The sequence below is a fragment of the Paenibacillus ferrarius genome (assembly GCF_002027705.1).
Classification (GTDB): Bacteria; Bacillota; Bacilli; order Paenibacillales; family NBRC-103111; genus Paenibacillus_E; species Paenibacillus_E ferrarius.
Window position 1 is genome coordinate 122,878 of sequence record NZ_MBTG01000014.1, and the last position, 24,424, is coordinate 147,301.

A 24,424-nucleotide genomic window follows, 5' to 3' on the forward strand; every position below is an offset into this window, starting at 1 on the left:
TGAAGTGGCTCCCAAACATATAGTTTCCGCGGCAACAATTGTAGTTAATGAGCGTAACGAAATATTATTGATAAAAGGACCTAAGCGAGGATGGGAAATGCCAGGAGGGCAGGTTGAAGAAGGTGAATCAATGAAAGATGCAGCGATAAGGGAAACAAAGGAAGAGAGCGGTATAGATATAGAAGTGACAAAGTTTTGTGGTGTTTTTCAAAATGTAAGTGCTAGCATTTGTAACACTTTATTTCTAGGCAGACCAGTCGGGGGAGAATTAACAACTACTTCTGAGTCTTTAGAAGTAGGATTTTTCCCAATCGAAACAGCATTAGAGATGGTACAATGGGGGAATTTCAAGCAAAGAATTGAGCATTGCTTGAATGAAGAACTTCATCCTTTTTATGTTGAATTTTCTATTCCGCTTAAGGATTGCTAGAGTGCCATAAGATTGTTCCGTCGGACAGCGTATTCGTCAACAACGTACGTTTTTTGGAGCGATATTCGACATTATTGTCGGGTGACAAGAACTTGCTGAGGTCGGCTAGTTGATAAATCACTAAATGTAAAAACCCTCCAAAATGGAGGGTTTTTGCTTATTTTAGACTAAGCCCCCATCAGGGATGCCATCTAGGAAGTGCGCTTTTTTTGCTGGCTCCAAGTACTCCTCCTCCGTAAAGACGACGGGCGTGGCATCGTGGCTAAGTCTTCAACCCGACAGCAAGCTGCCTTAAACCTCTCGAGTTCTTGAATACAAAAACATTAGGTGAAATTGCCAAGATCAAGAGCATTGAAACATTCAAAGATCTTCTTACGTCGGTAATTTATCGATTTCGAATTACTAAAGTCAGGGTGTGATCTTCGTGAAACACTTCATCGTAGTTCTTCTTGTGGTTTTTATTACGGGATGTCAGGGGAGAACTGATCCAATTCAATTAAAGCCGATTACTTTATCTGAAGTATATCCAGGGAGCATTTTAGAAGTAGATAGGATTGAGTTATTGGATGGATCTACTGGAGAAAGAAAAGCCATAGAAGATAAACAGATGATTTTACATTTTCTTAGAAGTTAAGGATATAGTATTAGAGCCAGATAGGCTTTATACCTAATCAAATTAATAAAATCTATTACAAGACTAATATTCAATTTGTAGGGCATGTAAAAGCATTTTTTGAAGAGAATTTTGAAAGAGAATTCTAGGAAGTGGCAACAATATTGATCACGATTTCACTCTATCTTCTTATAAAGAAAATATGCCTTTCTACAAAAAAATTGATGACAGACAAGAGTTAGATACGATGATAAAAGGTTTCGGAGGAATATTTTGGAGAACTAAGAATTTTGAAGTTATAAAAATGATACAGTGAAGTGTTAAAGATTGAGATAGAAAATTGGAATGGGACTGTGATAAAATCCCAATTAGGAAATGAGACTATTTGTATATAGGAGGAGGCGTATTGATGCAAACACACCCACAATCGGGCAAGACCGTTCAGCATAAAGCTCCTACTGCCACCGCCTCCAATTCATTGAATACGCTTGAAAGCGTATCAGTAGGGCGCTTGTCTGTCGATGCCCTTCAGCGTGCTGCGCAGCACCCACAGGCGATGAGCCCGGGGCAGATAATGCATCTGCAGCGTACAATCGGCAATCGCTCGGTCGCCGAACTGTTTAAAAAGAATTCGACGGCAGCCAAGCCTGCCGAGAAGCCTGCTGAGCCGGTTGTGGCTTCCGGCACGATTCAAGCAGTACCTACAGCCTCCCAAGCTGATATTCAGCGCAAGGTTTACATTAAAAATACGCTATTCAGCGGCTACAGGAACAAAACCAAATCCGGCCGCGGCAGCGAAGGTGTAGGCGATCGGAACGTGAAAACGATGATGGGGGATAACAAGTCGCGCTATTTTAAAAGCAAGGATGAGATGTCACAGTATGCTGCAAATACTACTGAGAAAATCGGTTACGTCGAGAAGACGAATACATGGATTCGTCTTCCGGATGAGTTGATGGTTATCGGGGAAAAGCATACGGCCACCACACTGCATGAAGTTGTCAAAGCTGTGGGAACTGATAAGTTCATGTATGAAGGATATACAGAACATCCTGCTGAAGCTGCCGACAATCCGGAGCTAAAAGCGACCATGCGTCAGCGTGATGCAGTTGGCGATGCGAAGTTTGGTGGCGTCGGCTCTGGCCCTGGGACTAAATCGCATTATGCTGAAAGCTTTTATCCGAAAATCATCAGAGGCTTGCAGGGTCTTAAAGTTAGATACGATTATCAGGTAATGGGGTCGGAAGCCGAAAAGAAATTATTGAGTATGGCCATCCGATTTGCCGCAAGTGCGGATGAAGATTCGGGCCTCTATCAGGCGTACACCACCCAGGAAGATTTGTGGAAAAGTACCGCAACTAGCCTTGAAGGCGATACCAATTCAGCTGCACCTTTGGCTGAGGCGATGCGGACTGCAGGCAGCAGCGACCTGTTTACTACGTTCGTGCGGGAATTGACGGATTATGCCACTACGAAGATTCAAGAGGAACAAGCGCATGCATCGGCAGCCGACAAGAAGGCATTTAACGATAATTGGCATATGGCCAAGGGGGATTATGACGTGGAGGGGTCAGAGATCATGAAGGCGGAGAAAGCCCGTGATTTCTCCATGTTCCAGCATATTAAGAAAGCGAATACTGACGGTTATCTGTTGTACGGACTTGGCGATTTGCATCTGCAACGGATAAAAAAACTGCTGGATGCCGAAGGCATCAAGTCGGAGAATATGAACACATTCATCAGCAATCAGGAGGCGAATCACCCGCAGAGCTGATTCCTTCCGATGTTTAATGCAAAAACCAAACCCTTACCAGAATGGTGAGGGTTTTTAAATTCGAGTCGTGTGTTGGGAATGGGATAATTTGGTGTAAATCAAGGAGTAAGTACCACATTGATCAAACATTAAGTGTTCATGTATGAGAAAAAAATATTTTTTGGAAAAAAAAGTGAAATAAATGAAACAAAATGGAAATTTATTCGTCTAACTCTTATGATGAATGTATCCAAATAAGTGGAGGTAATTATGAAAAAGAGACGAAGCACTAGCCTAGTTTTGGCCAGCCTATGCACACTGCTTGTGGCAAGCAATGTTGTATTGGCGGCGCAAGCCGAATCATCCGAAGTCAGGCTCGATCAGGTTCAAGAGTATGCGACGCAGTATATTGAAAAGGAGTACCCTTTTGCGAAAGAGCAATTCTTATTGGTTGATTATCAAGAAAATACTTTTGTAAAACCGCATTTTTACAATATTCGTTATTTACGAGCCATTGACGGTATTCGGTATCCGGGCAACTACATTAATCTTGACATTGATAAATCCGGGAACGTTATAAACAAACAAATTCTGTGGGATAAAAACGTTCAGCTTCCAGAAAGCGAACCCGTGATTTCAATGGAAGAGGCACGCGCGAAGTTCGCCGAGCATTTGGCTCCGTCCTTCACTCGCGTCTTCCCAGATAAATTAAACAGAGCCGAAACGAAAACAGGCATTTATCAATATGCAATATTATTAAATAATTGGCGGGTGGATGCAGTTACCGGAAAAGTCGATGGTGGCATAAATCAACCAGCTCAAGAACAAAAAACGAAGCTTCCTGCTGCCTACAAAGAGGTCGTACAACCAGTCGACAGTGAAGAGAAAGCATTAAAAAGAGCGACCGAACTAGCCGTGATTCCGACAAATGCCGAATATCCGCTTATTTATCAGGTAGTTGATGGATTCAATAACAATTTAAGCGGCCCCTTTTGGAAAGTCATTTGGAGAAAACCAATGGGAACTTATTACTGCTCATCATCTGCGGAAATCCAACAGAGCACCGGCGATCTAACGTCGCTTTATAATGAATGTCCACTAGAGGGCAAACATCGTATAGGCGAGGAGGAGGCTAAGCAAAAAACAGCCGATTATCTTAGAAAATCGCTACCGCAAGCGGCTTCCGCGCTAACGCTGTATTCCATCCATGAATCGTCTGTAACGCAGCCGTCGCGAATGGGTGATTCAGGGTACACGCTGATTTATACTGCAAATTTATCTGGAGTTAATTACGGATACGTCATCATTGGCATCGATATCCAATCCGGCGAAGTTACCGAAGTAATCAACTCCTTGTCCGGCACGCTGCCGGCGGACATCCCACAGTTTGATGAACCAAAGCTAAAATCTATGCTTATGAAAGCGTACGATGTAATCCCGACCTACTATACTCCACCGCTGAACTTGGTTAACAAAGCGGAAAATGGGATAATTCAGACAAACCCAGTTACTATTACGGAAGATCCGGTGAAACCTGTTTTGGTGTATACTCTTGCACGTAAAGCCAACTACAACAATTATATTTTGGATGCAAAAGATGCAGTGTGGAGACACTTTTCAACGGGAGAAGTAATTACGGAGGATCAAATTGAACAGAAGAAATAAAGTGTAGAGATTGTAACATAAGAAGAAACCGTTCCTTGTAAAAGTGGGGCTCGTCCCTAACATTTACAAGAAACGGTTTCTTTGTTTGTATAGGGCTGTCGCGAAAGGCAGGATCATAAAACTTAGGCGGTAGTTGCTGATGGTCATTTTTTTAATTCATACCCCTCCGCTATGTTCGCGGAGGGGCACAGTTCCTTGTCAATGGTAATGAATTTATACCATGTGCTTAACATCAAAACAGCGATCAAGGGATGGGGCTTTACAAGACAATGAGGTATTTTATTTTGTTCTTTCTGCTAGTTTAGTAATCGACTCAATGTCTTGATCGGTTAATTGATCTAGAAAATGCTTGCGTATTGCCTTTGCGACTATGGGAAGGGCTTCATCCAAGGCTGACTTTCCGGCGGAAGTAATGATGACTTGAACACCGCGATCTGTGTCAAGTGGTTTCCTCAGAACAAGACCGCGTTTTTCCATCCGCGTTAGATGATGTGAGAGTCGGCTCTTATCCCAGTCCATCGACTCAGCTAATTCCTGTTGGCGAAGCTTACCATTCCCGAATTGGACTAACCGGTCTAATACTCCAAAATCACCCTCGGATAGTCCTGTGAATTCAGACATTTCTTTTACAACACGACCGAAGATTCGTTTAAAAGAGCCTTTCCACATATTCCATAGTCGCATTTCAACTTCGTTTAGCTCGTTCATATCCATAAAAACATCATAACATGGTTGACGTGTCAACCGCAAGGTGCTACAATGCATTCAAGTTGACACGTCAACCTAAAGGTCGATCGCCAATGCCATTGAACTCGTGTCGACAGGCATTAAGGTCAATGCGGTAATGCCCGGGCTTTACTGCATCAGATCTCAACAACTTAGAGGGAACGGGCACTGTCCAGCAAGCTGCTCGTCATCCTGTACGCCTTGCGCTGATTGGCGAGGATGGTCCGACGGGTATGTTCTCAAATGAGAGACGTGAGCAATAGACAACCTGAAGGTGTGGTTACCTTCCAAATATACTTGAGGAGTGTGTTATCAAATGGAATATGTAAAACTTGGACGCAGCGGCTTGGATGTTTCGCGAATAAGCCTTGGGACCATGAGCTTTGGGGTACCTGAACGCGGCAATACCCCATGGTCATTGAATGAAGATCAAAGCAGACCGATCATTAAAAAAGCGTTAGAATTGGGCGTTAACTTCTTCAGTACCGCCAATATGTATTCCGACGGAACAAGCGAAGAAATTCTCGGACGTGCATTAAAGGACTTCGCTCGTCGTGACGAAGTCGTTGTTGCCACAAAGGTTTTTGTTCCGATGCGCAAAGGTCCGAACGCTATGGGACTTTCCCGTAAAACCATCATGACCGAAATGGATAACAGTCTAAGACGACTCGGAACAGACTACGTGGATCTGTACCAGATCCATCGTTGGGATCCTAATACGCCGATTGAAGAGACAATGGAGACCCTCCACGATTTAGTTAAGGCGGGCAAGGTAAGATACATCGGAGCATCCTCCATGTTGGCATGGCAGTTTGCGAAAGCGCAGCATGTCGCGGAGCGCAATGGTTGGACACGGTTCGTTTCCATGGAAAATAGACTTAACTTGCTTTATCGGGAAGAAGAAAGAGAAATGCTCCCCCTATGCAAAGATGAGGGAGTTGGCGTCACGCCATACCTGCCTTTGGCTGCAGGTCGGTTAACCCGGGATTGGAATGAGCAGACCTCGCGATCCGAGAATGACCAGGTAGCCAAGGGGTTATTCGTTAAAACGGAAGAGGCTGATCGTAAAGTTGCGGAAAGAGTGGCGGAAGTTGCCGCTGAACGGGGAATTCCACGGGCACAAATTGCACTTGCATGGTTGTTGCAAAAGGAAGAGGTCACAGCGCCAATTATCGGCTCAACTAAGATCAGCCATCTCGACGATGCGGTTTCGGCGTTGTCGGTTAAATTGACACCCGAAGAAATTACGAGTTTAGAAGAACTTTATATCCCGCATCCATTCGTATAAATTGGACACATGCACACAACGACTCTTTGGGCGAACACTTCTAGATTTTAGAGAATACGACGCGATGTTACTAGGCCTTACCGATTAAAAACAGACAAAAACCGCGAAGCCTTCTGCTACGCGGTTTTTGTCTGTTTATGACCGAATCTTTCATTATTCTTTTATTGGGCTGTAGTAGACTTAACTTAGTTTGCGACAAGGGACGTACAGGGATAAGAGGAGTGAAGGTAGATATGATCACGAGGGTGTTATTGAAAAGGTTTACGATTCGTTTATTACTGGGATTGATGCTAGTTTCATCGATGCCATTTTCGTCTTTACTCACGTTGCCTGCGCTAGCCAACGGACCAGTTGGTAGCGATGGTTGGACGCAATGTGCTGCAGAGGGTGGAGCCTGTACATTTTCAGGGACCAAAGAAGTGCGATTCTGGGGAATCGGCACCCCTGCAATACCTGCTAATTATAGCTTTACTTCTCAATTATTGACGGGAGGGACACTATGCACAATCGCTGCTTTCGGCTATAGTGATCCTGCTCCTGGAACTAGTAAAAGGTGTTACTACCGTGATGTACAGCTGGATAGCAAAGTGATGTCCATGGCTAGTGATAACGACAAGAAAGTGACCTTTACGTTTCATGTTTATGCCATACAGGCTGGCACGTTAGATGACTTGAAGAGTAAGATTACAGTGAAAAAAACAGGTGAAACAGCCTATTCAGCTCTAGGCACCCAAGATACCGTCGCGAACCCGACATCTACAGCGACGTTGAGTACGGTTGAAATCAACTTTAAAGACGCATTAGTTGGTTCAGAGAACACGATACAAATTGCTCCGGGGGCATTCCAGGATAGCAACGGCGATCCGATAGAGATATCGGTGACTTCTTCCGTAGTAGGTGAAGCGCCAGATGGAAGCCTTGGCTGGACGAATTGTTCTGCGCTTTACGGCTTTTGTAACTTTACAGGGACGAAAGAAGTGCGATTATGGGGAACTGGTGCTCCGGCTATACCCGCTGATTATGATTTTGTAGCTAGAATTGTTACCGACAGTGCCTATTGTGCAGTTTCTGCATTCGGTGGCATTGATCCTGCTTTTGGAACCGTTAAACGGTGCTACTACCGTGATGTGCAGCTGGATAGTGCAGTGACGACGACAGTGAGCGGACCTAATAATAAAGCGACGTTGACCTTTCATACCTTTGCTAAACAAACGGGCACACTGGATGATTTAAAGCGTAAGATTACAGTGAAAAAAACAGGTGAGGCTGCCTACACAGCTCTTGGTGCTGAAGATACGGTTGCGAATCTGACCTCTACGGCTGCGTCGAGTACGCTTGTCATCAAATTTAAGGATACGTTAGTCGGTCCGGAGAACACGGTACAAATAGCGCCTGGAGCTTTCAAGGATAGCAATGGCCAACCGATTAATTTGCCGGTAACCGTTTCAATAACGTCATTACCAACGGGACCGGACGGCAGCCCGGGTTGGACGTATTGTAGTGATGAAGGCGGGAATTGTTCTTTTCGAGGGACGAAAGAAGTGAGGTTGTGGGGGATAGGTCCTAATTATGGCTTTATCACTCATATATTTAGAGATATTACGGATAGTCCGAGATGTCAAACGTACTTTATTGGCAATTATGATCCTGCACCAGGTTCTCCGAAAAGGTGTTACTACCGTGATGTCCAGCTGGATAGTGCAATGACAACAATCGTTAGCGGACTCAATAACAAGGGAACATTCACATTTAATATGTACGCCATACAGGCCGGTACTACTGAAGACTTGAAGCGTAAAATTATGATTAAACGAACAGGTGATTCTGCCTATTCAGCACTAGGCGCTGAGGATACAGTTGCCAATCCAACCTCTACGGCTATTTCAAGTACCCTCGAAATTAACTTTAAGGATCCGCTAGTTGGGTCGGGAAACGCCATTAAGATCGCTCCTGAGGCATTCAAGGATACCAATGGTGAGCTAATAGATTTAATGCTCTCTACTGTACTCAAGGAGCCTCTTGCCATAGACGCTGCACCAGACGGCAGCCTGGGTTGGACTTTTTGTGCCGTAGAGAATGGGAATTGCAGCTTTACAGGAAGGAAAGAAGTGCGCTTCTGGGCAATTGACCAACCTAATAAGTTTCAATCTATCATAAGCACAAATGATACGGCATGTACCCTCGCGTCCTTCGGTAATCGTGATCCGGCATCTGAATCTGCCAAAAGGTGTTACTACCGTGACGTGCAACTTGATAATAACGTGATGACAGTCATCAGCGGAAGTAATACGAAACTGAAGGTCACATTTAACACATATGCCATTCAAGCTGGCACTTTAGAAGATTTCAAAAGTAAGATATCGATTAAAAAAACGGGTGATTCTGCCTATACAGCGCTAGATACCGAGGATACAGTTGCAAATGTAACCTCTACGGCTGCTTCAAGTACATTCGAAATTAATTTGAAGAACGCGTTAGTTGGTGCGGAGAACGCCATCCAGATCGGGTCCAACGCATTCAAAGATAGTAATGGCCAGCTTATCGATATAGCGGTGAATTCTAACGTCGTAGGTGTTATTCCAGACGGTAGCCCTGGTTGGACGTATTGTGCTGCGGATGGCGAGAATTGCAGTTTTGCAGGGCTGAAAGAAGTGAGATATTGGGGGATAGGCACGCCAGCACCTAATTATGGTTATCGGTCTAAAGTCATTACGGGTGGTACGGCGTGTACTATGGCTGCCTTCGGTAATAATGATCCTGCCTATGGAACTGTTAAAGCGTGTTACTACCGGGATGTCCAACTGGATTATAACGTGTCGACCGTCGTTAGCGGACGCAACAATAAAGTGACATTCACATTTACTACGTATGCCATACAGGCGGGCACTTTAGAAGAATTAAAGAATCACATCACCGTGAAAAAAACAGGTGACACTATCTTTGCTGCTCTAAGTCCAGAAGATGTAGTTGCCAATAAAGTATCTACGGCTACGTCGAGTACGCTTGAAATTACCTTCAAGGACACGCTAGTTGGTTCAGGGAATACGATACAGATAGCACCTGGGGCATTCAAGGACAGTAATGGCCATCTCATCGACATAGCGATTACATCTTCATTAACATTGTTAGGCCTTGGTCCGGACGGCAGCGGGGGTTGGACGAATTGTGCTGCGGATGGCGGTAATTGCAGCTTTGTGGGGACGAAAGAAGTGAGATACTGGGGAATAGGCACTCCTGCTATACCAGCTAATTATGGCTTTAGCTCTCAAATCATTACGAGTTATACACCGTGTTCCATTGCGGCTTTCGGCAGTATCGATCCAGCACCTGGAACGTCCAAAAAATGTTACTACCGTGACGTACAGCTGGATAGTGCAGTAAAGACCGTCGTTAGCGGGATCAATAATAAAGTGAAGATGACATTTAATACGTATGCCATACAGGCTGGCACTTTAGAGGAATTGAAGAGCAAGATTACAGTTAAACGAACAGGTGAAGCCGCCTATAAAGCGTTAGGTGCAGAAGATACAGTAACAAACCCAACATCTACGGCTATGTTAAGTACGCTTGAGTTTATTTTTAAAGATCCGTTAGTCGGTTCAGACAATGTGATACAAATCGCTTCGGGAACCTTTAAGGATAGCAATGGCCAACCCATCGACATACCAGTGACGTCACCTCTCACTTTGTTACCCGCGGCGCCAGACGGCAGCTTGGGTTGGACATATTGTGCGGAGGAAGGCAAATTTTGTATCTTTACCGGTAAGAAAGAAGTGAGATATTGGGGAATAGGTACACCTGCTGTACCCGCTAATTACGCTTTTAGATCCCTAGTTATTACGGATGCTACAGCCTGTTCAAAGGCTGCTTTCGGTAATGTTGATCCTGCATTTGGCACGACGAAAAGGTGTTTTTACCGTGATATACAGCTTGATAATAACGTAAAGACAGTGGTAAGCGGACTCAATACCAAAGTTACTTTTACATTTAATACGTATGCCATTCAGGCTGGATCTTTAGCAGATTTGAAGAGTAAAATTACGGTTAAAAAAACAGGCGCCTCGACCTATTCAGCGCTAGGTACTGAAGATACGGTTGCTAATCTAACATCGACAGCTGACTCGAGTACGCTTGAAATTAACTTCAAGGATACGTTAGTTGGTTCCGGCAATACCCTGCAGATAGCGCCTGGCGCGTTCAAGGATAGCAATGGCTTGTCAATTAACATCATGATTACATCCTCTTTAACATTGCTGCCCACTGCACCAGATGGTAACTTTGTTTGGACAGATTGTGCAGCAGAGAACGGGAATTGTCTATTTTCAGGGACGAAAGAAGTGAGATACTGGGGAATCGGCGCACCTGCTGTACCAGCTAATTATGGCTATTTGTCTAAAGTCGTTACCAGTGGTATTGGATGTAGTGGGGATGCGTTCGGTGGTATGGATCCTGCGCCAAACACGTACAAGAGGTGTTACTACCGAGCAGTACAGCTGGATAGTGCAGTCAATTCAATCGTAGGCAGAAGCCATAATAAAGTGACGTTTGACTTTCATATGTATGCCGTCCAGGCAGGCACTTTAGATGCGTTGAAGAGTAAGATTACGGTTAAAAGAGCAGGCCAGGCAGCCTACACAGCGCTAGGTGCAGAGGATACAGTTGAGATCCTATCATCTACGGCTAACACGAGTACACTTGAAATTAACTTTAAGGATGCCTTGGTTGGATCGGGCAACACCTTACAGATTGCTGCTGGGGCATTCAAGGACAGCGATGGCCAGCCCATCAACATATCGATCACCTCCCCTTTAACAATGCCGTTGGAAGTAAATGCGGTAGCTGCTACTGATACTGTTATTACGGGGACAGCTGAAGCTGGCTCCAGGGTAACGGTAAGTGCAGGTGCAGGCCTATTGGGAACAGCTGTCGTGACAGATGGTACGTTCTCCATACCAATTGCCGTTCAAACTGTAGGTAAGGTGCTTACGATAATCGCCAAGCATGCAGCAAACAATGCCAGCTTAACAGCGACTGTAACGGTAACAGCCGATGTAACAGCACCAACAGCACCTTTAGTGAACACAGTGAATATGGAAGATACTTTCGTAACAGGTTCAGCAGAGCCTGGTTCCACGGTAAGGGTGAAAACAGGGACAAGTTTACTTGGAACTAGCCTAGCAGCAGCAAGTGGAGCTTACTCCGTGCCGATTGCAGCTCAAGCAGCAGGCACGCAGCTTACGATTACGGCAACGGATGCAGGGTTGAACGAAAGTTTACCAACTCGTTTAGTCGTAGAGCAGACGGATACACAAGCGGTAACCGCTGCAACTCAGGCGCTGGCCATTACGTATGGCGACAGCGATGGGGCAGCGAGTGTAACGCAAACTGTAGGCTTGCCAGCAACAGGAATTAACGGAACGACAGTTATGTGGGCATCCAACCATACAGCAATTAACGCCACGACGGGTAGGGTAACACGTCCTTCACATACAGCGGGCAATACGACGGTAACGTTAACTGCGACGATCAGCAAGGGCGCAGCAAGCGAGAGTAAAGCATTCACGCTGATTGTAACTGCGGAAACAGCAAGCAATAACTCAGATTTGAGCAGCTTGCGTGTTAGCAGTGGAGCATGGAACGAAACGTTAGACGTGGCAGTAACGAGCTATATGCTGAGTGTACCGAATAGTATCGCTAGTCTAAAGGTTTCGCCAACGACGACAGATGGGATGGCGAGTGTGAAAGTAAACGGAGCGATCGTTGCAAGTGGAGAGTTGAGCGCAGCAATTCCTTTGGATGTAGGTACGAATACCATTATCGTAAACGTAACCGCACTGGATGGCACGACCATGAGAACCTACATGATCCATGTCACAAGGATCAGCAACGAAGCCTTGCTATCGGGTCTGACTGTTGCTCAAGGCGCATTAACGTTTGAGCCGTCTGAACTTGTTTATCGTGTAGATGTGGCGAGCACGGTTACAAGTCTTCTTTGGACCGTTACCAAAGCGAATCCCAACCAAACACTGACGGTTACGGGTGTGACTTACCATTCTACTTCTGTAACGGGCAATGTATACGCCTATACCGTACCTAGCTTAAATGCGGGAGCTAATGTGATCAACATCCAGGTAACATCGGAAGATGGTTTGGCGACGAATACGTATCAATTGACAGTGAACCGCGCACCGGTTGTGACACGTGATGACAGCGCACCAGTTGATGTCTCAGGTGACAGCTATACAACGCCGCCAATTCACACGACTGTTACCTCTACAGATGGAATTTTGACATTGGCGATTGGTCAATCGGGCGAAGTTAGTTTGAACCAAGAGGTTATGATCTCGATCCCAGCGGATGCTTCAGCCAAAGAACTCAAGATTACGATTGACAAAGTATTGAATACGCAACAGCTAGTCACGGATAAAGAAGTTCTAGCGAGCCCGATCTTCGAAATTTTGAAAAACTATACGGAGAATTTCAGTAAACCGATTATGCTGACCTTCACTTTCGACAAGGCTAGTTTGCGAGGCCGCCAAACAGCAGCCGTATTTTATTTTGACGAAGTCCATAAGGTGTGGGTGGAGGTTCCTGGAGGTACGATCAATGGGAATCAAATCACCGTAACTGTGAACCATTTTACGAAATATGCGGTATTTGCAGTAGGCCAAGCGGCTGTTGCAGCAACGAATTTTAATGATATAGCTGGACACTGGGGAGAGGCAGGGATTAAGCAAGCAGTGGAAGATGGCATCGTTTCGGGTTATCCGGATGGTACGTTCAAGCCGAATCGTATTGTGACGCGTGCGGAATTTGCTGTCATGCTGATGAACACGCTGAAGCCGCAAGGGGAAGGCGCGAAGCTGAATTTCACAGATGGCGCGGATATAGGGGCATGGGCACAGATGGCCATCTCGCTCGCAGTGCGAGAAGGGTGGATGAATGGCTATGACGATGGCAGCTTCCGTCCGAACGCTGAGATTACGCGGGCAGAGATGGCCGTGGTGATCGCAGGCGCTCTAGGTAAGCCAGTCGGTGCGAATGCAGCAGCTCATTTTGCTGATGATACAGCCATTCCATTATGGGCAAAAAGCAGCGTTGCTGCCGTACAGCAAGCGGGCATCATGCAAGGCAAGGATGCTGGGCAATTCGCGCCGCAAGATCGGGCAACAAGAGCCGAGGCTGTGACGGTTCTGCTAAAGGTTAAGTCACAGAGGAGCAACGGAAGTCAATAAATGTTGGATAAGAGACTGTTCCAAAAAGTAGCTAGATCTACTTAAGGGGCAGTCTTCTTTTTCCATTCCATTCAATATCCGAGAATCATATTAGTCCAATGAGTATTCCACCTACAATACCGGCTATGACAACGACCCACGGCGGTAATTTCCAGAAGATCAGCATGATAAACAGAATCGAAGCTAGCGCAAAATCAGCTGGTTTCACAATCGCTGTCGTCCACAGTGGATTGTACAGCGCGGCTAACAGGATACCGACCACTGCGGTGTTTATGCCAATTAATGAACCCTGTACATGCGAGCTTTTACGAAGGGAGTTCCAGAATGGAAGGGCCCCGACTATGAGCAAAAAGGCGGGCAAAAAGATAGCTAATGTGGCGACAATAGAACCAGATATGCCCTTTGCCATTGCTCCTAAATATGCTGCAAAAGTAAATAGTGGCCCAGGTACTGCCTGGGTCGCACCATAACCAGCAAGGAAATCTTCTCTGCTGATCAAGCCCGTGGGTACCACTTCCCGTTCTATAAGCGGCAAAACGACATGACCTCCGCCAAATACAAGGGAACCCGACCGGTAAAAGCTATCGAAAAACGAAACCCATCCAGTTGTATCCACCTGATGAAGCAGCGGCAGCGCAAGCAATAGTGCAAAAAATAGGATCAAACAAAAAATAGCGAATGTGCGACTGATAGCCACCGGAAGAATCGGAGCTTCTGGAACTTTCGCTTTCCGGTACATCCAAAATCCGAGTAAACCAGCTGCTACAATAAGGAGTATTTGGCTTAATGCTGTTTGCCACAGTAAGGTAATGGAAGTCGCGATGATTGCAATGGTCGCTCGTGTTTTATCTGGAATAAGTTTTTGCCCCATACCTAGAATAGCTTGAGCAACAATGGCCACGGCGACAATATTCAATCCATGAATCCATCCAGTGCTGCTAATATCGAACCCCTTCAACAATAAGGCGAACAGTACCAGCACAATAACCGAAGGAAGCGTAAAACCAAGCCAAGCTATTAGACCACCAAGCAAGCCAGCTCGAATAACGCCAATGCCGATTCCGACCTGACTACTCGTTGGACCAGGAAGAAATTGGCAAAGGGCTACGAGATCGACATAGCTTCGTTCATCCATCCACTGACGTTTGCGAATGTATTCGTTATGAAAATAGCCTAGATGAGCTATTGGACCTCCGAAAGAAGTAAGTCCTAATTTTGTCGATACAACTAAAACTTCCAAAAGAGCTCGTAATTTACTTTTGGGCAGACCATGTGTAATGGCATGAAGTGTTTCCATAGCATTTTCTCCAATTTGTTGATTTTCAATATATGTGAAGTTTAACAGTGAATTTTCACAGTCAGAGCCTTGAGCAATCAATATCGGTTATCTTTTATTATTGTAAGATATAAAATGTTAATTTTTTATGTTCTTTTATGATAAGAATTTCCCAAGTTTTAAATATAAAATTATTACCAAAATAATTTATAAAATTACATTTTATTAAAAATTCATGAGCGTATAATCCTTTACATGAGATCTCTTTATATGATTTATGCTCAAATTATTTCGTAGGAGGTTATTTTGTTAAAAATAGTAAGAGAGGGACGATACAAATGAAAGCGGTTGTAGAAAACTATAGAGAGAATATCAAAATCAAGAAAAAGAACAGTATGCTGCATAGCTTAAAAAGAGATTCACTCTTATATCTACTCTTACTGTTGCCAATGGCGTATATCCTCGTATTTCGATATGCACCCATCTATGGCGTGTTGATGGCCTTTCAGGATTATAACATTTTCGAGGGAATTAGCGGCAGTGAGTGGGTTGGGCTTGATGTCTTCAAATTCATTTTCCAACAAAATAGTTTTTACCGTGCGCTTACCAATACGCTTGTGTTGAACCTTCTGGATTTGGTAGCGGGGTTCCCTGCACCGATCATCCTGGCTATATTGTTGAGTGAAATCCGGTATGTCCGATTTAAAAAAGTGACCCAAACCATTCTCTATTTACCGCACTTCTTATCCTGGATCATTATTGGCGGTATGGTATATCTGCTATTTTCATCAGGTGGGATGGCGAATACGGTCCTATCCAGCATCGGGATTGGCAAGATTGAGTTTCTTTCTCAAAAAACAAATTGGTTGATCATGTATATAGCTATTGGGATATGGCAAAGTGTTGGATGGGGTACCATTATCTATTTGGCTTCCATCATAGGAATTAATAAGGAATTATATGAGGCGGCAGATATCGATGGATGCAGCAGGCTTCGTAAAATATGGCACATTACTTTGCCTGGGATTAAGCCTACGATTATTATTTTGCTAATTTTACAAATCGGCAGGATGCTCTCGATCGGGTTTGATCGGCCATTCGTGATGGGGAATTCACTGGTCAGCGAGTACTCCGATGTCATCAGTACCTATGTGTATCGGATTGGAATTGGATCTGGCGATTTTTCGCAGGCAACAGCCGTTGGACTGTTTCAATCGGTTGTAGGGTTAATCTTTTTGGTGGCAGCCAATTACATTGCCAAAAGAATTGGTGAGCAGGGAATCTGGTAAGGAGTGAGTTTGTTGAGTAGAAAAAAAAGAGTCAATTTCACGGATATAAGTATTGTTTTATTCATATCAGCTGTATCAATTACTTGTTTAATTCCATTTTTATATATGATATCGCTTTCTTTTAGCTCGAATGAGGCAATTATTTCTCAGAAGGTCACACTTTGGCCGGTAGGCTTCACCCTTGAAACATACAAAACGATTCTAAGCGATGTTGAAATGATTTATACACTTGGGTACACGATTGTGCTGACCATTGTCTATACACTAGTTTGTATGTTTTTAACGATTTGTGCAGCGTATCCACTTACCAAGCAAAGGTTAAAGGGAAGAAGCTTTATTTTAACAGTTCTGGTATTTACTATGTATTTTAGTGGAGGTTTAATACCTAGCTATATGCTTGTCAAAAATTTGGATTTGATGAATTCGATGTGGAGCTTAATATTGCCAGGCGCTATGAGTGTTTTCAATTTAATCATTCTAAAAACCTTTTTTGCATCACTTCCAGAAAGCTTGGAAGAATCGGCCTCAATTGACGGTTGTAATGAACTTGGGATTCTCGTACGAATTGTTCTTCCGTTATCTTTGCCTTCTATAGCAACGTTAAGCCTCTTTTACGCGGTGGACAGATGGAACGGTTTTCAGGATGCGCTTTTTTATATCACAAATAAGAATCTGTATCCGATGCAATTAAAGCTGTACCAAATCATCACGGCGAACCAACAGCTAGATGCCCAGCAAGGTGAAGGCAGTGTTGGGGCTTATATTGTTCCTGAGTCATTGAAAGCAGCAAGTGTTATGTTTGCAACCATTCCAATCTTAGTTGTTTACCCGAAACTTCAAAAATATTTCGTGGATGGCGTCATGACGGGGGCAATTAAGGGATAATAGGGCAGATTGAAGGGTGGTGGTTTTTGAACCAATTAGGTAGGATGGATAGGAATGTTCTCGATTGTATGCGCACTGCGGAAAAGTCGGATTTTTTGTTAAAAATGATAAAGGAGAGGTCACAAAAATGAAAATTAAAAAAATGGTGGCTTTACTACCGGTTTCGACACTATTAATAAGTGTTTTGGCAGGATGTGGAAGCGACAGTAATAAAGTAAGCCAATCGGCATCACCAGCAGCTTCAACTGCAGCTGCAACACCATCAGGTCCTCCGGTTACACTAACGGTTGAAGTATTTGACAGAGGCGTACAGGGACAGCCAGATCTGAACAATAATACGTGGACTAGGTATATCAATGATAATTTTGGTAAACAGAACAATGCAATTGTGAAATTTATTACGGTACCTAGATCTCAAGAAATTGACAAGCTTAATGTATTGATGGCAGCAGGTGAGGCACCCGATATCTCATTTACTTATGACAGCCCAACCGTATCCAGATACGCTAAAGTGAATGGTATTGTTCAATTGAATGATTTATTGGCTAAGCATGGCAAAGAATTAACGAATTATTTGGGTAAGACCGTTCTTTCTTATGGACTGTTTGGTGGAAAACAGATGGCAATTCCCGCGAAAAGAACTTCACTGGCCTGGATTGGTATGTTTATCAGAAAGGATTGGCTCGATAAATTAGACATGCCTGTTCCTACGACGAGGGATGAATTATATAATGCTTTAGTTGCATTCCGAGATAAAAATCCGGGAGGCGTGAGTGGCGTTATTCCGTGGGGATTAGCCGCAACTGGTTTTAATTATAACTACGGAAATTTAGGTGAATCTTTCTGGGGGAAACAGTCGGAGGAAGAATTTGTTACAGCTCCGTACAGCTGGCTAAGACCTGGAAACAAGGATGCGCTGAAGTTTCTGAACAAGCTCTACAATGAAAAATTAATTAGCCCTGATTTTGCTTTAGACAAAACAGCCAAGCAAGCGGATGCTGATCTAACAAACGGAAAAATCGGATTTTTCAGTGCAAACTGGGATTATCCGTTAAGACAAAATATCAGTCAGCCATTAAAAGCAAATGTGCCTACCGCAAACTATGTACCCGTTGACATTTTTCAGAATTACGAAGGCAAATATAAGAAAATCGCATATAACGAAAATGGCGTCAATGTCATTATTCCGAAGACCAGTAAAAATGCAGAGCTGGCTATTAAATACTTAAATTGGATGTCCGACCCGAAAAATTTATTTTTCCTTCAATATGGTCAAGAAGGAATTAACCACAAGATGGTGAATGGGATTCCGCAGGTTATTAATCAAACAGGGGACAATATGCAACCGAGTTATCTAAATCTTGATTATACATTGGTTGTAAATGGTGTGGAGCTTGGCGACCCTCAGAAAAATATTAAGGCTTTAGCTGCATCGGCTCCTGGACTTGAAGATGTTGCAGAAAAATCATACAAAATCAATACAACGGATACGTACACCAGTTTCTTCTTTGATACGCCAAATGAGTCCAATATTAAGTTTGGCAAAACACTAGGGGATATGAACAAATTAATGACGGATAAACTGATTGTCTGTAAGCCTTCAGAATTTGATGCTTTGTATGATAAGTTGGTTGCAGAATACCTGGCAGCAGGCGGGCAGGCTGTTACGGATGAAAATGTGAAAATCTACAAGGCAATGCAAGCAAATAAGAAGTAATTCGAAGTACATTTACAAATCATATAAGCCGTTGTCCAATCATCGGCTTATATGATTATCAATCATTGGGTTTATGATGAGAACTCCAACCACTTTGACAGCGCTTTCGCATAAACAACAATTTGAACAAATCTAGGCACGGGAGTTAAAGAGTTCAATAAGGAAAGTATATTGTCAGTCAAAAAAGGAGGTTGTCTCATGGGAAAAATCAAGAAGTCTAATTTGGTATTGTTTTGCGTTTCAATTGTAATTTGCTTGTTCGTTTCTTTGCCGGGATTCACTTATGCGGCTCCGATTCACTCTGGTCCACAATTTGTGGATGGTTATTATGCAGACCCTGATGTACAGATTTATAATGGGACATATTGGGTGTATCCGACTCGTTCGACTCAAGTTGGTGAATCCGGCACTGGCGCAAAATCGGTGGACATCTTCTCTTCTACGGACATGGTCAATTGGACAAAATACTCAAATGTCATAAGTTCGGCCAATATATCATGGTTGCAACATTCATTGTGGGCACCAAACGGGGCTTATCGTGATGGGAAATACTACATCTATTTTGCTGCTAACGCAATCAATGGCGATGGACAATTAGGCGGAATAGGTGTTGCAGTGGCTGATAATCCACAAGGTCCATATACCGATGCGATTGGCGCACCACTTATCAATGTTGTAAGAAATGGCGCAGGTCCAATGGACCAAGATGTATTTTTTGATGACGACGGCCAGGCTTATATGTATTATGGCAGCTGGGGCGAGTGTAATGTTGTAAAACTGAACGCTGACATGAAGTCACTGGGAACATGGCCTGACGGAACCGTCTATAAAAAAGTTACTCCCACTAAAACGGGCGATAATGATTATTTTGAAGCGCCTAAAGTATTCAAGAGAAACGGGATATACTATTTGACTTATGCTGCCGGTGTATGGGCAGATTCATCTTATAAGGTCATGTATGCAACTTCCAGCTCTGTAACAGGACCATTTGTACCAAAAGGTATTATGCTGCATACAGATACGACAACAGCCGATGGACCTGGTCATAATGGTATTGTTAAATCACCTACAACAAATGATTGGTACATTTTTTACCATAAGCGTTATCTGAATAGTCCACAACGCGTACTGGCATTTGATAAATTTGAGTTTAATGCTGATAATACGATTATACCAGTCGAAATGGCAGTGGAAGATAACTTTGATGACGGTAATGATACAGGGTGGACAAAATATGGCGGTACATGGACAGTATCAGGCGGTCAGTATCATGTAGCATCAAATCCAGGTGCCAAGGCTCTTCTGGACACCAATTTCTCAAATATGATTTATGAAGCTGATGTGACACCAGGTTCAACCGGCAATGCGGGTCTGGTATTTAGGGTATCAAATCCAGGAACAGGTAGTGATGCTTACCAAGGCTACTATGCTGGACTCGATGTTCCTAATCAGAAGGTGCTGATAGGGAAGGCAAACAACAACTGGACATCGCTTGCCACTGCTTCTATGAGTTTAACGGCTAATGCAAAGTATCATGTTAAAATTGTTGCACAAGATGAATCCATTAAGGTTTATGTTGATGATATGACTATACCTAAGATAAGTGTGACGGATTCAACCTATATTGGGGGTAGTATAGGAGTTAGGACCTATGATTCAGCTGCAAAATTTGATAATATTTCAGTACAAAGCAGTCAATATGAAACAGAAAATTTAAGTGTTAGCGCAACCTCGGGCGTCAAACACACCATGTTCGGAAATGGAACCGGGCGAGACCTTAATCTGAGCGGTGGATATGGAACTACGCTGGAAGCCAATGGAGTCAATGACTATGTGACATACACGGTGAATGTGCCTGAGGCACGCAGCTACAGTGTAAGGGTCGGTGTGAAAAAGGGACCCAACAGGGGGCAGTTCCAGCTGTCGGTAAACGATGTAAATCACGGTTCAGTTCAGGATTTATATTCAACTGGATTAAACTATACGGAACTGAATGTGGCCAATATAATCTTCAGCTCGGCAGGCAATAAATCCTTCAAGTTTAATGTTGCAGGTAAAAATGGTTCAAGTTCAGGCTACAATCTGTTACTTGATTATATTAAACTAGTACCAAACTGATGCAAGTTAAGCTTTACACCTAGGCCCTAGCCTAGGTTCTTTTGCTAAAAACACATTTTATTCTTCAAAATTTAGAGTGCTATTATTTTGCATTGATCAACAATCATGGAGGTACTTATGCATAGTGTAATTATTGTAGATGATGAGCCTTGGGCGATAAAAGGAATACGGAATGCCTTTAACTGGCATCAATACGGGTTCGAAATCATAGGTCAATTTACAAGTGCCCATAAGGCAATTGAGTTCATATCCGAGGAATCTCCTGATCTAGTCTTTACAGATATTAGAATGCCTGAAATTTCCGGCCTTGACCTTATGAGAATGACGAAAGACAGGGGATTGGACGTTGACTTCGTTGTTGTAAGCGGTTTCGCTGAGTTTGCTTATGCGCAAGAGGCGATAAGATATGGCGCGCTGGATTATTGTCTCAAGCCCTTAGATATTGATTTGGCAGATCCCTTAATTGAAAAGCTGGCCTTGCATTTCTCCAAGAAGCGAAGCCTTCGAAATAACCTTATTTTAGAGGCGCTTACCGCACCTGATAAAAGTGATTTAAAACGGTTGACGCCATTTTTTGATCGTACATCGGACGAGTATTTGCGTGTCGTTATCGTGTATTCCGATAGTGAGAAAAAGGGTGGTCAAGCCATTAAGTTTGGCAATATAGAGCATATCTTAGAAGTTGAATTTGGCTCAAGAAAGACACTGTACATACTCAAAACTGATAAGAGATCAGAGTTGGATATTCAATTGGATGCTGCCATATTCACAGGTTCGAATATAAAATCAATAGGAATTAGCTCCATTTCTACGAATTACGATCAAATGGCCAAGCTAATCAAGGAATCCGATCTTGCAGCTTCACAAACATTTTTGAATGAAGAAAAAGGGGTATTTGAATATGAGCCAAAGCTTAGCTTGGTTAATCCGTTTATAGATAGCATTGCTTCTAGTATGAAAGAGAAAAAGTTTGAAGACATGGATGACATCATTCAGAAAATGCAGGTTTTCTTCTCTTTTCATCATTTAGGTATGGGAGAAGTGGTTTATTTATGGAATCAAGTCGTTAGCAGCTTGGTTGGCACCTATTACGAAGAGTTGAAGGACATGGAGCTTGATTTCCTCAATTACTCTGAACTGAAAGAGCGATTTGAAAACTTTGAGTCCTTATGCAGCTTTTTACATGACATTTTTATATACTTAAAGCAACTGAACAGCCAGTCCATGCATGAAAGCGATAAGAACGCTTATTTTACCCAGCTGGTGAAATACATCGACAATCATTATCAGGAGGAGTTATATCTGAAAGATTTATCTGTCAAATTTCTGATCAACCAAGTGTACTGCTGTCAACTGTTCAAAAAAGTTTTGGGCAAAACCTTTTCGGGATATGTAACCGATTTGAGAATTAAAAAAGCTTGTGAGCTATTGAAGAGATCAGAGTTGTCCATTGAAGAAGTTGCAACCAAAGTAGGTTATTTTGACTATTATTATTTCAATAAAGTATTTAAGAAACATTGTGGGATAACGCCTACGAAATTCAGAAAGAGTTGACTGGAGTGGGAAGATTTGCAGATTAGCAGGCTAAAACTTAAACATCAAATCTTACTGATATTTTTATTTTCGGTTTTCATATTTACCATCATGGAAGTCTATTCCTACTATAGCTTTTATAATTTAACCCAAAAAAGAGCTGTAAATTATGGGAATACGATCATAGAACAAACCCGCCAAAAGATCGATTCTGTTTTTAACGATATTAAAGTCAGTACGAACATAGCTGTTGATAATAAATGGGTACAGGAGTTTACCATTGCAGATGATGATTATAAGAGAGGGTTTGAAATTGGTACTTATGTCATTGATCTCATTGAATATATGAGGTTATTTAATTCTTATTTGAATGGCATTGTGATTACTGATAATGAAGGAAGAAGAGTTTCCAGTTTAGCGACGACCAACGGTGATATTACGTTTTCAAATCAGTATATTCATTTTATTAATTCATTTAAAAATGAGAGTGAGACCGTTGTTAAAGGGGAATTTACAAACTTATTAAAGGACGAAAAAACAGGAAATGACTATTTCTTTTATATAGCACCCATTATTGAGGCGATTGGCGGGGTTCAATTTTCTAAAAAGACAGGCTATTGTTCCGTAATGGTGAATATGGATAAGATACAAGACCTTGTGGAAAACACAGAATTAACGCCTAATTCAGCTTTGTATATCCTTAACAGCCGAAATGAGGTCATTGCGTCAAATCATGCAAAATTGCATAGCAATTTATTCAAGGAAATTCTTTCAATAGATAATCAAAGTTTAATGAATGGGGTAAAAACCAAAATCAATGGGGAAGATGTCATCGTACAGGCAAAAGGCTTGAGGCAGGCGGACGAGTGGCGGATCGTAAGTATGATACCGGTGCACGAACTGACAACGGATATGAAGGCGATTAAGAATATTAGCATTATTGCAGGAATTGGCATCATTATAAGTATGATGATTCTGGGGTACTTTTTCTTAAACAATCTCACTCGACCTGTGATGGGGCTTGTTTCAGATATGAAAAAAATTGGTAATCGCGACAGGAGCTTTCGGGTAAAGGTACGTTCAACTAATGAAGTTGGCGTCTTGGCCTACGATATCAATAGGATGATTGACAATATGGAAGAGATGACGAGTCATGTTATTAGTACCCAGGCAAGATTATATGAGGCGGAATTGAGCAAAAAACAGGCAGAGTTTTCTGCCTTGCAAAGTCAAATCAACCCGCATTTCCTTTATAATACTTTGAATTGCATTAGTAGTATCGGTCTAGAATACGGCAGTAAGGAAATCGCGCAGATTACTTCAAGTATGTCAAAGATTTTTCGTTATAGTATTGAAAAAAGCGAACTCGTTTTAATCAGTGAAGAAATTCAATGTATTAAGGCCTATCTCAATATTATTTCCATTCGATATGAAAATAAATTCTCTTTGGAAGTTAAGGTTGATGACAAGATATTAGGTATGAAAACACCTAAAATGATTTTGCAGCCCATTGTGGAAAATTCCGTCTATCATGGACTCGAAAGTATGGACGCAGGAGGACAACTTTGTGTAAGCGGCAATATGGACGAGAATGGTGATATCTGTTTTCAAGTAGCGGATACGGGGAAAGGGATAGGTCAAGATGAACTGGAACGCATGAAAGCGAAACTGCATATGGCCTATTCGGAGAGAGTGGAAAACAGTTTAGAAGGTAAAAATATAGGGCTTTCCAATATTAATAATAGGATAAAGCTGCTGTTTGGAGAGGGGTACGGGGTAGAGATAGAGAGTCAACTTGGTATTGGAACGATAGTGATTGTTAAGATTCCATCTATATGAAAAAATAAAACAAACAGAACCCGCCAATGATAGGCGGGTTCTGTTGCGTAAAAATCA

Annotated in this window: 14 protein-coding genes and 1 pseudogene; 13 read left to right on the plus strand and 2 right to left on the minus strand. The window is 42.8% G+C overall.

What is annotated here, in order from left to right; genetic code table 11:
- Positions 1-4: 4 nt before the first annotated feature.
- From BC351_RS17035 to BC351_RS17055, 5 genes and pseudogenes are all read left to right on the plus strand, one after another.
- Positions 5-430: an NUDIX hydrolase gene (locus BC351_RS17035; protein ID WP_079413939.1), complete on the plus strand. Its 426-nt coding sequence runs from the start codon at positions 5-7 to the stop codon at positions 428-430.
- 424 nt (positions 431-854) lie between these two features.
- On the plus strand, positions 855-1,064 hold the full coding sequence (locus tag BC351_RS17040) for a hypothetical protein (RefSeq protein WP_079413940.1): 210 nt from the start codon (positions 855-857) through the stop codon (positions 1,062-1,064).
- A 226-nt stretch (positions 1,065-1,290) separates the two neighbouring features.
- Positions 1,291-1,429 (plus strand): annotated as a pseudogene (locus BC351_RS17045) (VOC family protein); the annotation flags it as partial.
- A 23-nt stretch (positions 1,430-1,452) separates the two neighbouring features.
- Entirely contained in the window at positions 1,453-2,817 is a 1,365-nt protein-coding gene (locus tag BC351_RS17050) for a hypothetical protein (protein ID WP_079413941.1), read from the plus strand.
- Between the two features lie 249 nt (positions 2,818-3,066).
- Positions 3,067-4,461, plus strand: coding sequence for a YcdB/YcdC domain-containing protein (locus tag BC351_RS17055; protein ID WP_079413942.1), 1,395 nt, complete (start codon positions 3,067-3,069; stop codon positions 4,459-4,461).
- Positions 4,462-4,740: 279 nt separating this feature from the next.
- On the opposite strand, the gene BC351_RS17060 is transcribed toward BC351_RS17055, so the two are convergent.
- Positions 4,741-5,169, minus strand: coding sequence for a MarR family winged helix-turn-helix transcriptional regulator (locus BC351_RS17060; protein WP_244209048.1), 429 nt, complete (start codon positions 5,167-5,169; stop codon positions 4,741-4,743).
- Positions 5,170-5,503: 334 nt separating this feature from the next.
- Between BC351_RS17060 and BC351_RS17070 the strand changes: the two genes are divergently transcribed.
- Both BC351_RS17070 and BC351_RS17075 read left to right on the plus strand, forming a co-directional pair.
- Positions 5,504-6,475: an aldo/keto reductase gene (locus tag BC351_RS17070; protein WP_079413944.1), complete on the plus strand. Its 972-nt coding sequence runs from the start codon at positions 5,504-5,506 to the stop codon at positions 6,473-6,475.
- 233 nt (positions 6,476-6,708) lie between these two features.
- Entirely contained in the window at positions 6,709-13,710 is a 7,002-nt protein-coding gene (locus BC351_RS17075; RefSeq protein ID WP_158082121.1) for an S-layer homology domain-containing protein, read from the plus strand.
- A gap of 85 nt (positions 13,711-13,795) precedes the next feature.
- On the opposite strand, the gene BC351_RS17080 is transcribed toward BC351_RS17075, so the two are convergent.
- On the minus strand, positions 13,796-15,007 hold the full coding sequence (locus tag BC351_RS17080; RefSeq protein ID WP_079413946.1) for a chromate transporter: 1,212 nt from the start codon (positions 15,005-15,007) through the stop codon (positions 13,796-13,798).
- Positions 15,008-15,324: 317 nt separating this feature from the next.
- On the opposite strand from BC351_RS17080, the gene BC351_RS17085 reads away from it, so the two are divergent.
- From BC351_RS17085 to BC351_RS17110, 6 genes are all read left to right on the plus strand, one after another.
- A complete protein-coding gene (locus BC351_RS17085; protein ID WP_079413947.1) occupies positions 15,325-16,275 on the plus strand; it encodes an ABC transporter permease in 951 nt (316 codons plus the stop codon).
- Between the two features lie 12 nt (positions 16,276-16,287).
- Positions 16,288-17,160 carry a carbohydrate ABC transporter permease gene (locus BC351_RS17090; RefSeq protein WP_425270929.1) on the plus strand — a complete coding sequence of 291 codons (873 nt, stop codon included), beginning with the start codon at positions 16,288-16,290 and terminating at the stop codon, positions 17,158-17,160.
- 127 nt (positions 17,161-17,287) lie between these two features.
- Positions 17,288-18,877, plus strand: a complete 1,590-nt coding sequence (locus BC351_RS17095) for an extracellular solute-binding protein (RefSeq protein WP_079413948.1) — start codon at positions 17,288-17,290, stop codon at positions 18,875-18,877.
- A 198-nt stretch (positions 18,878-19,075) separates the two neighbouring features.
- Positions 19,076-20,995: a family 43 glycosylhydrolase gene (locus tag BC351_RS17100; RefSeq protein ID WP_079413949.1), complete on the plus strand. Its 1,920-nt coding sequence runs from the start codon at positions 19,076-19,078 to the stop codon at positions 20,993-20,995.
- 117 nt (positions 20,996-21,112) lie between these two features.
- Positions 21,113-22,549, plus strand: coding sequence for a response regulator transcription factor (locus tag BC351_RS17105; protein ID WP_079413950.1), 1,437 nt, complete (start codon positions 21,113-21,115; stop codon positions 22,547-22,549).
- 15 nt (positions 22,550-22,564) lie between these two features.
- The gene (locus tag BC351_RS17110; RefSeq protein ID WP_079413951.1) at positions 22,565-24,367 is read left to right on the plus strand and encodes a sensor histidine kinase; all 1,803 of its coding nucleotides are present in this window, start codon (positions 22,565-22,567) and stop codon (positions 24,365-24,367) included.
- Positions 24,368-24,424: the final 57 nt, after the last annotated feature.

Coding starts and splice junctions, on each gene's coding strand:
- BC351_RS17050 (WP_079413941.1), top strand. CDS start 1,453: ATGCAAACACACCCACAATCGGGCAAGACCGTTCAGCATAAAGCTCCT.
- BC351_RS17055 (WP_079413942.1), top strand. CDS start 3,067: ATGAAAAAGAGACGAAGCACTAGCCTAGTTTTGGCCAGCCTATGCACA.
- BC351_RS17060 (WP_244209048.1), bottom strand. CDS start 5,169: ATGAACGAGCTAAACGAAGTTGAAATGCGACTATGGAATATGTGGAAA.
- BC351_RS17070 (WP_079413944.1), top strand. CDS start 5,504: ATGGAATATGTAAAACTTGGACGCAGCGGCTTGGATGTTTCGCGAATA.
- BC351_RS17075 (WP_158082121.1), top strand. CDS start 6,709: ATGATCACGAGGGTGTTATTGAAAAGGTTTACGATTCGTTTATTACTG.
- BC351_RS17080 (WP_079413946.1), bottom strand. CDS start 15,007: ATGGAAACACTTCATGCCATTACACATGGTCTGCCCAAAAGTAAATTA.
- BC351_RS17085 (WP_079413947.1), top strand. CDS start 15,325: ATGAAAGCGGTTGTAGAAAACTATAGAGAGAATATCAAAATCAAGAAA.
- BC351_RS17095 (WP_079413948.1), top strand. CDS start 17,288: ATGAAAATTAAAAAAATGGTGGCTTTACTACCGGTTTCGACACTATTA.
- BC351_RS17100 (WP_079413949.1), top strand. CDS start 19,076: ATGGGAAAAATCAAGAAGTCTAATTTGGTATTGTTTTGCGTTTCAATT.
- BC351_RS17105 (WP_079413950.1), top strand. CDS start 21,113: ATGCATAGTGTAATTATTGTAGATGATGAGCCTTGGGCGATAAAAGGA.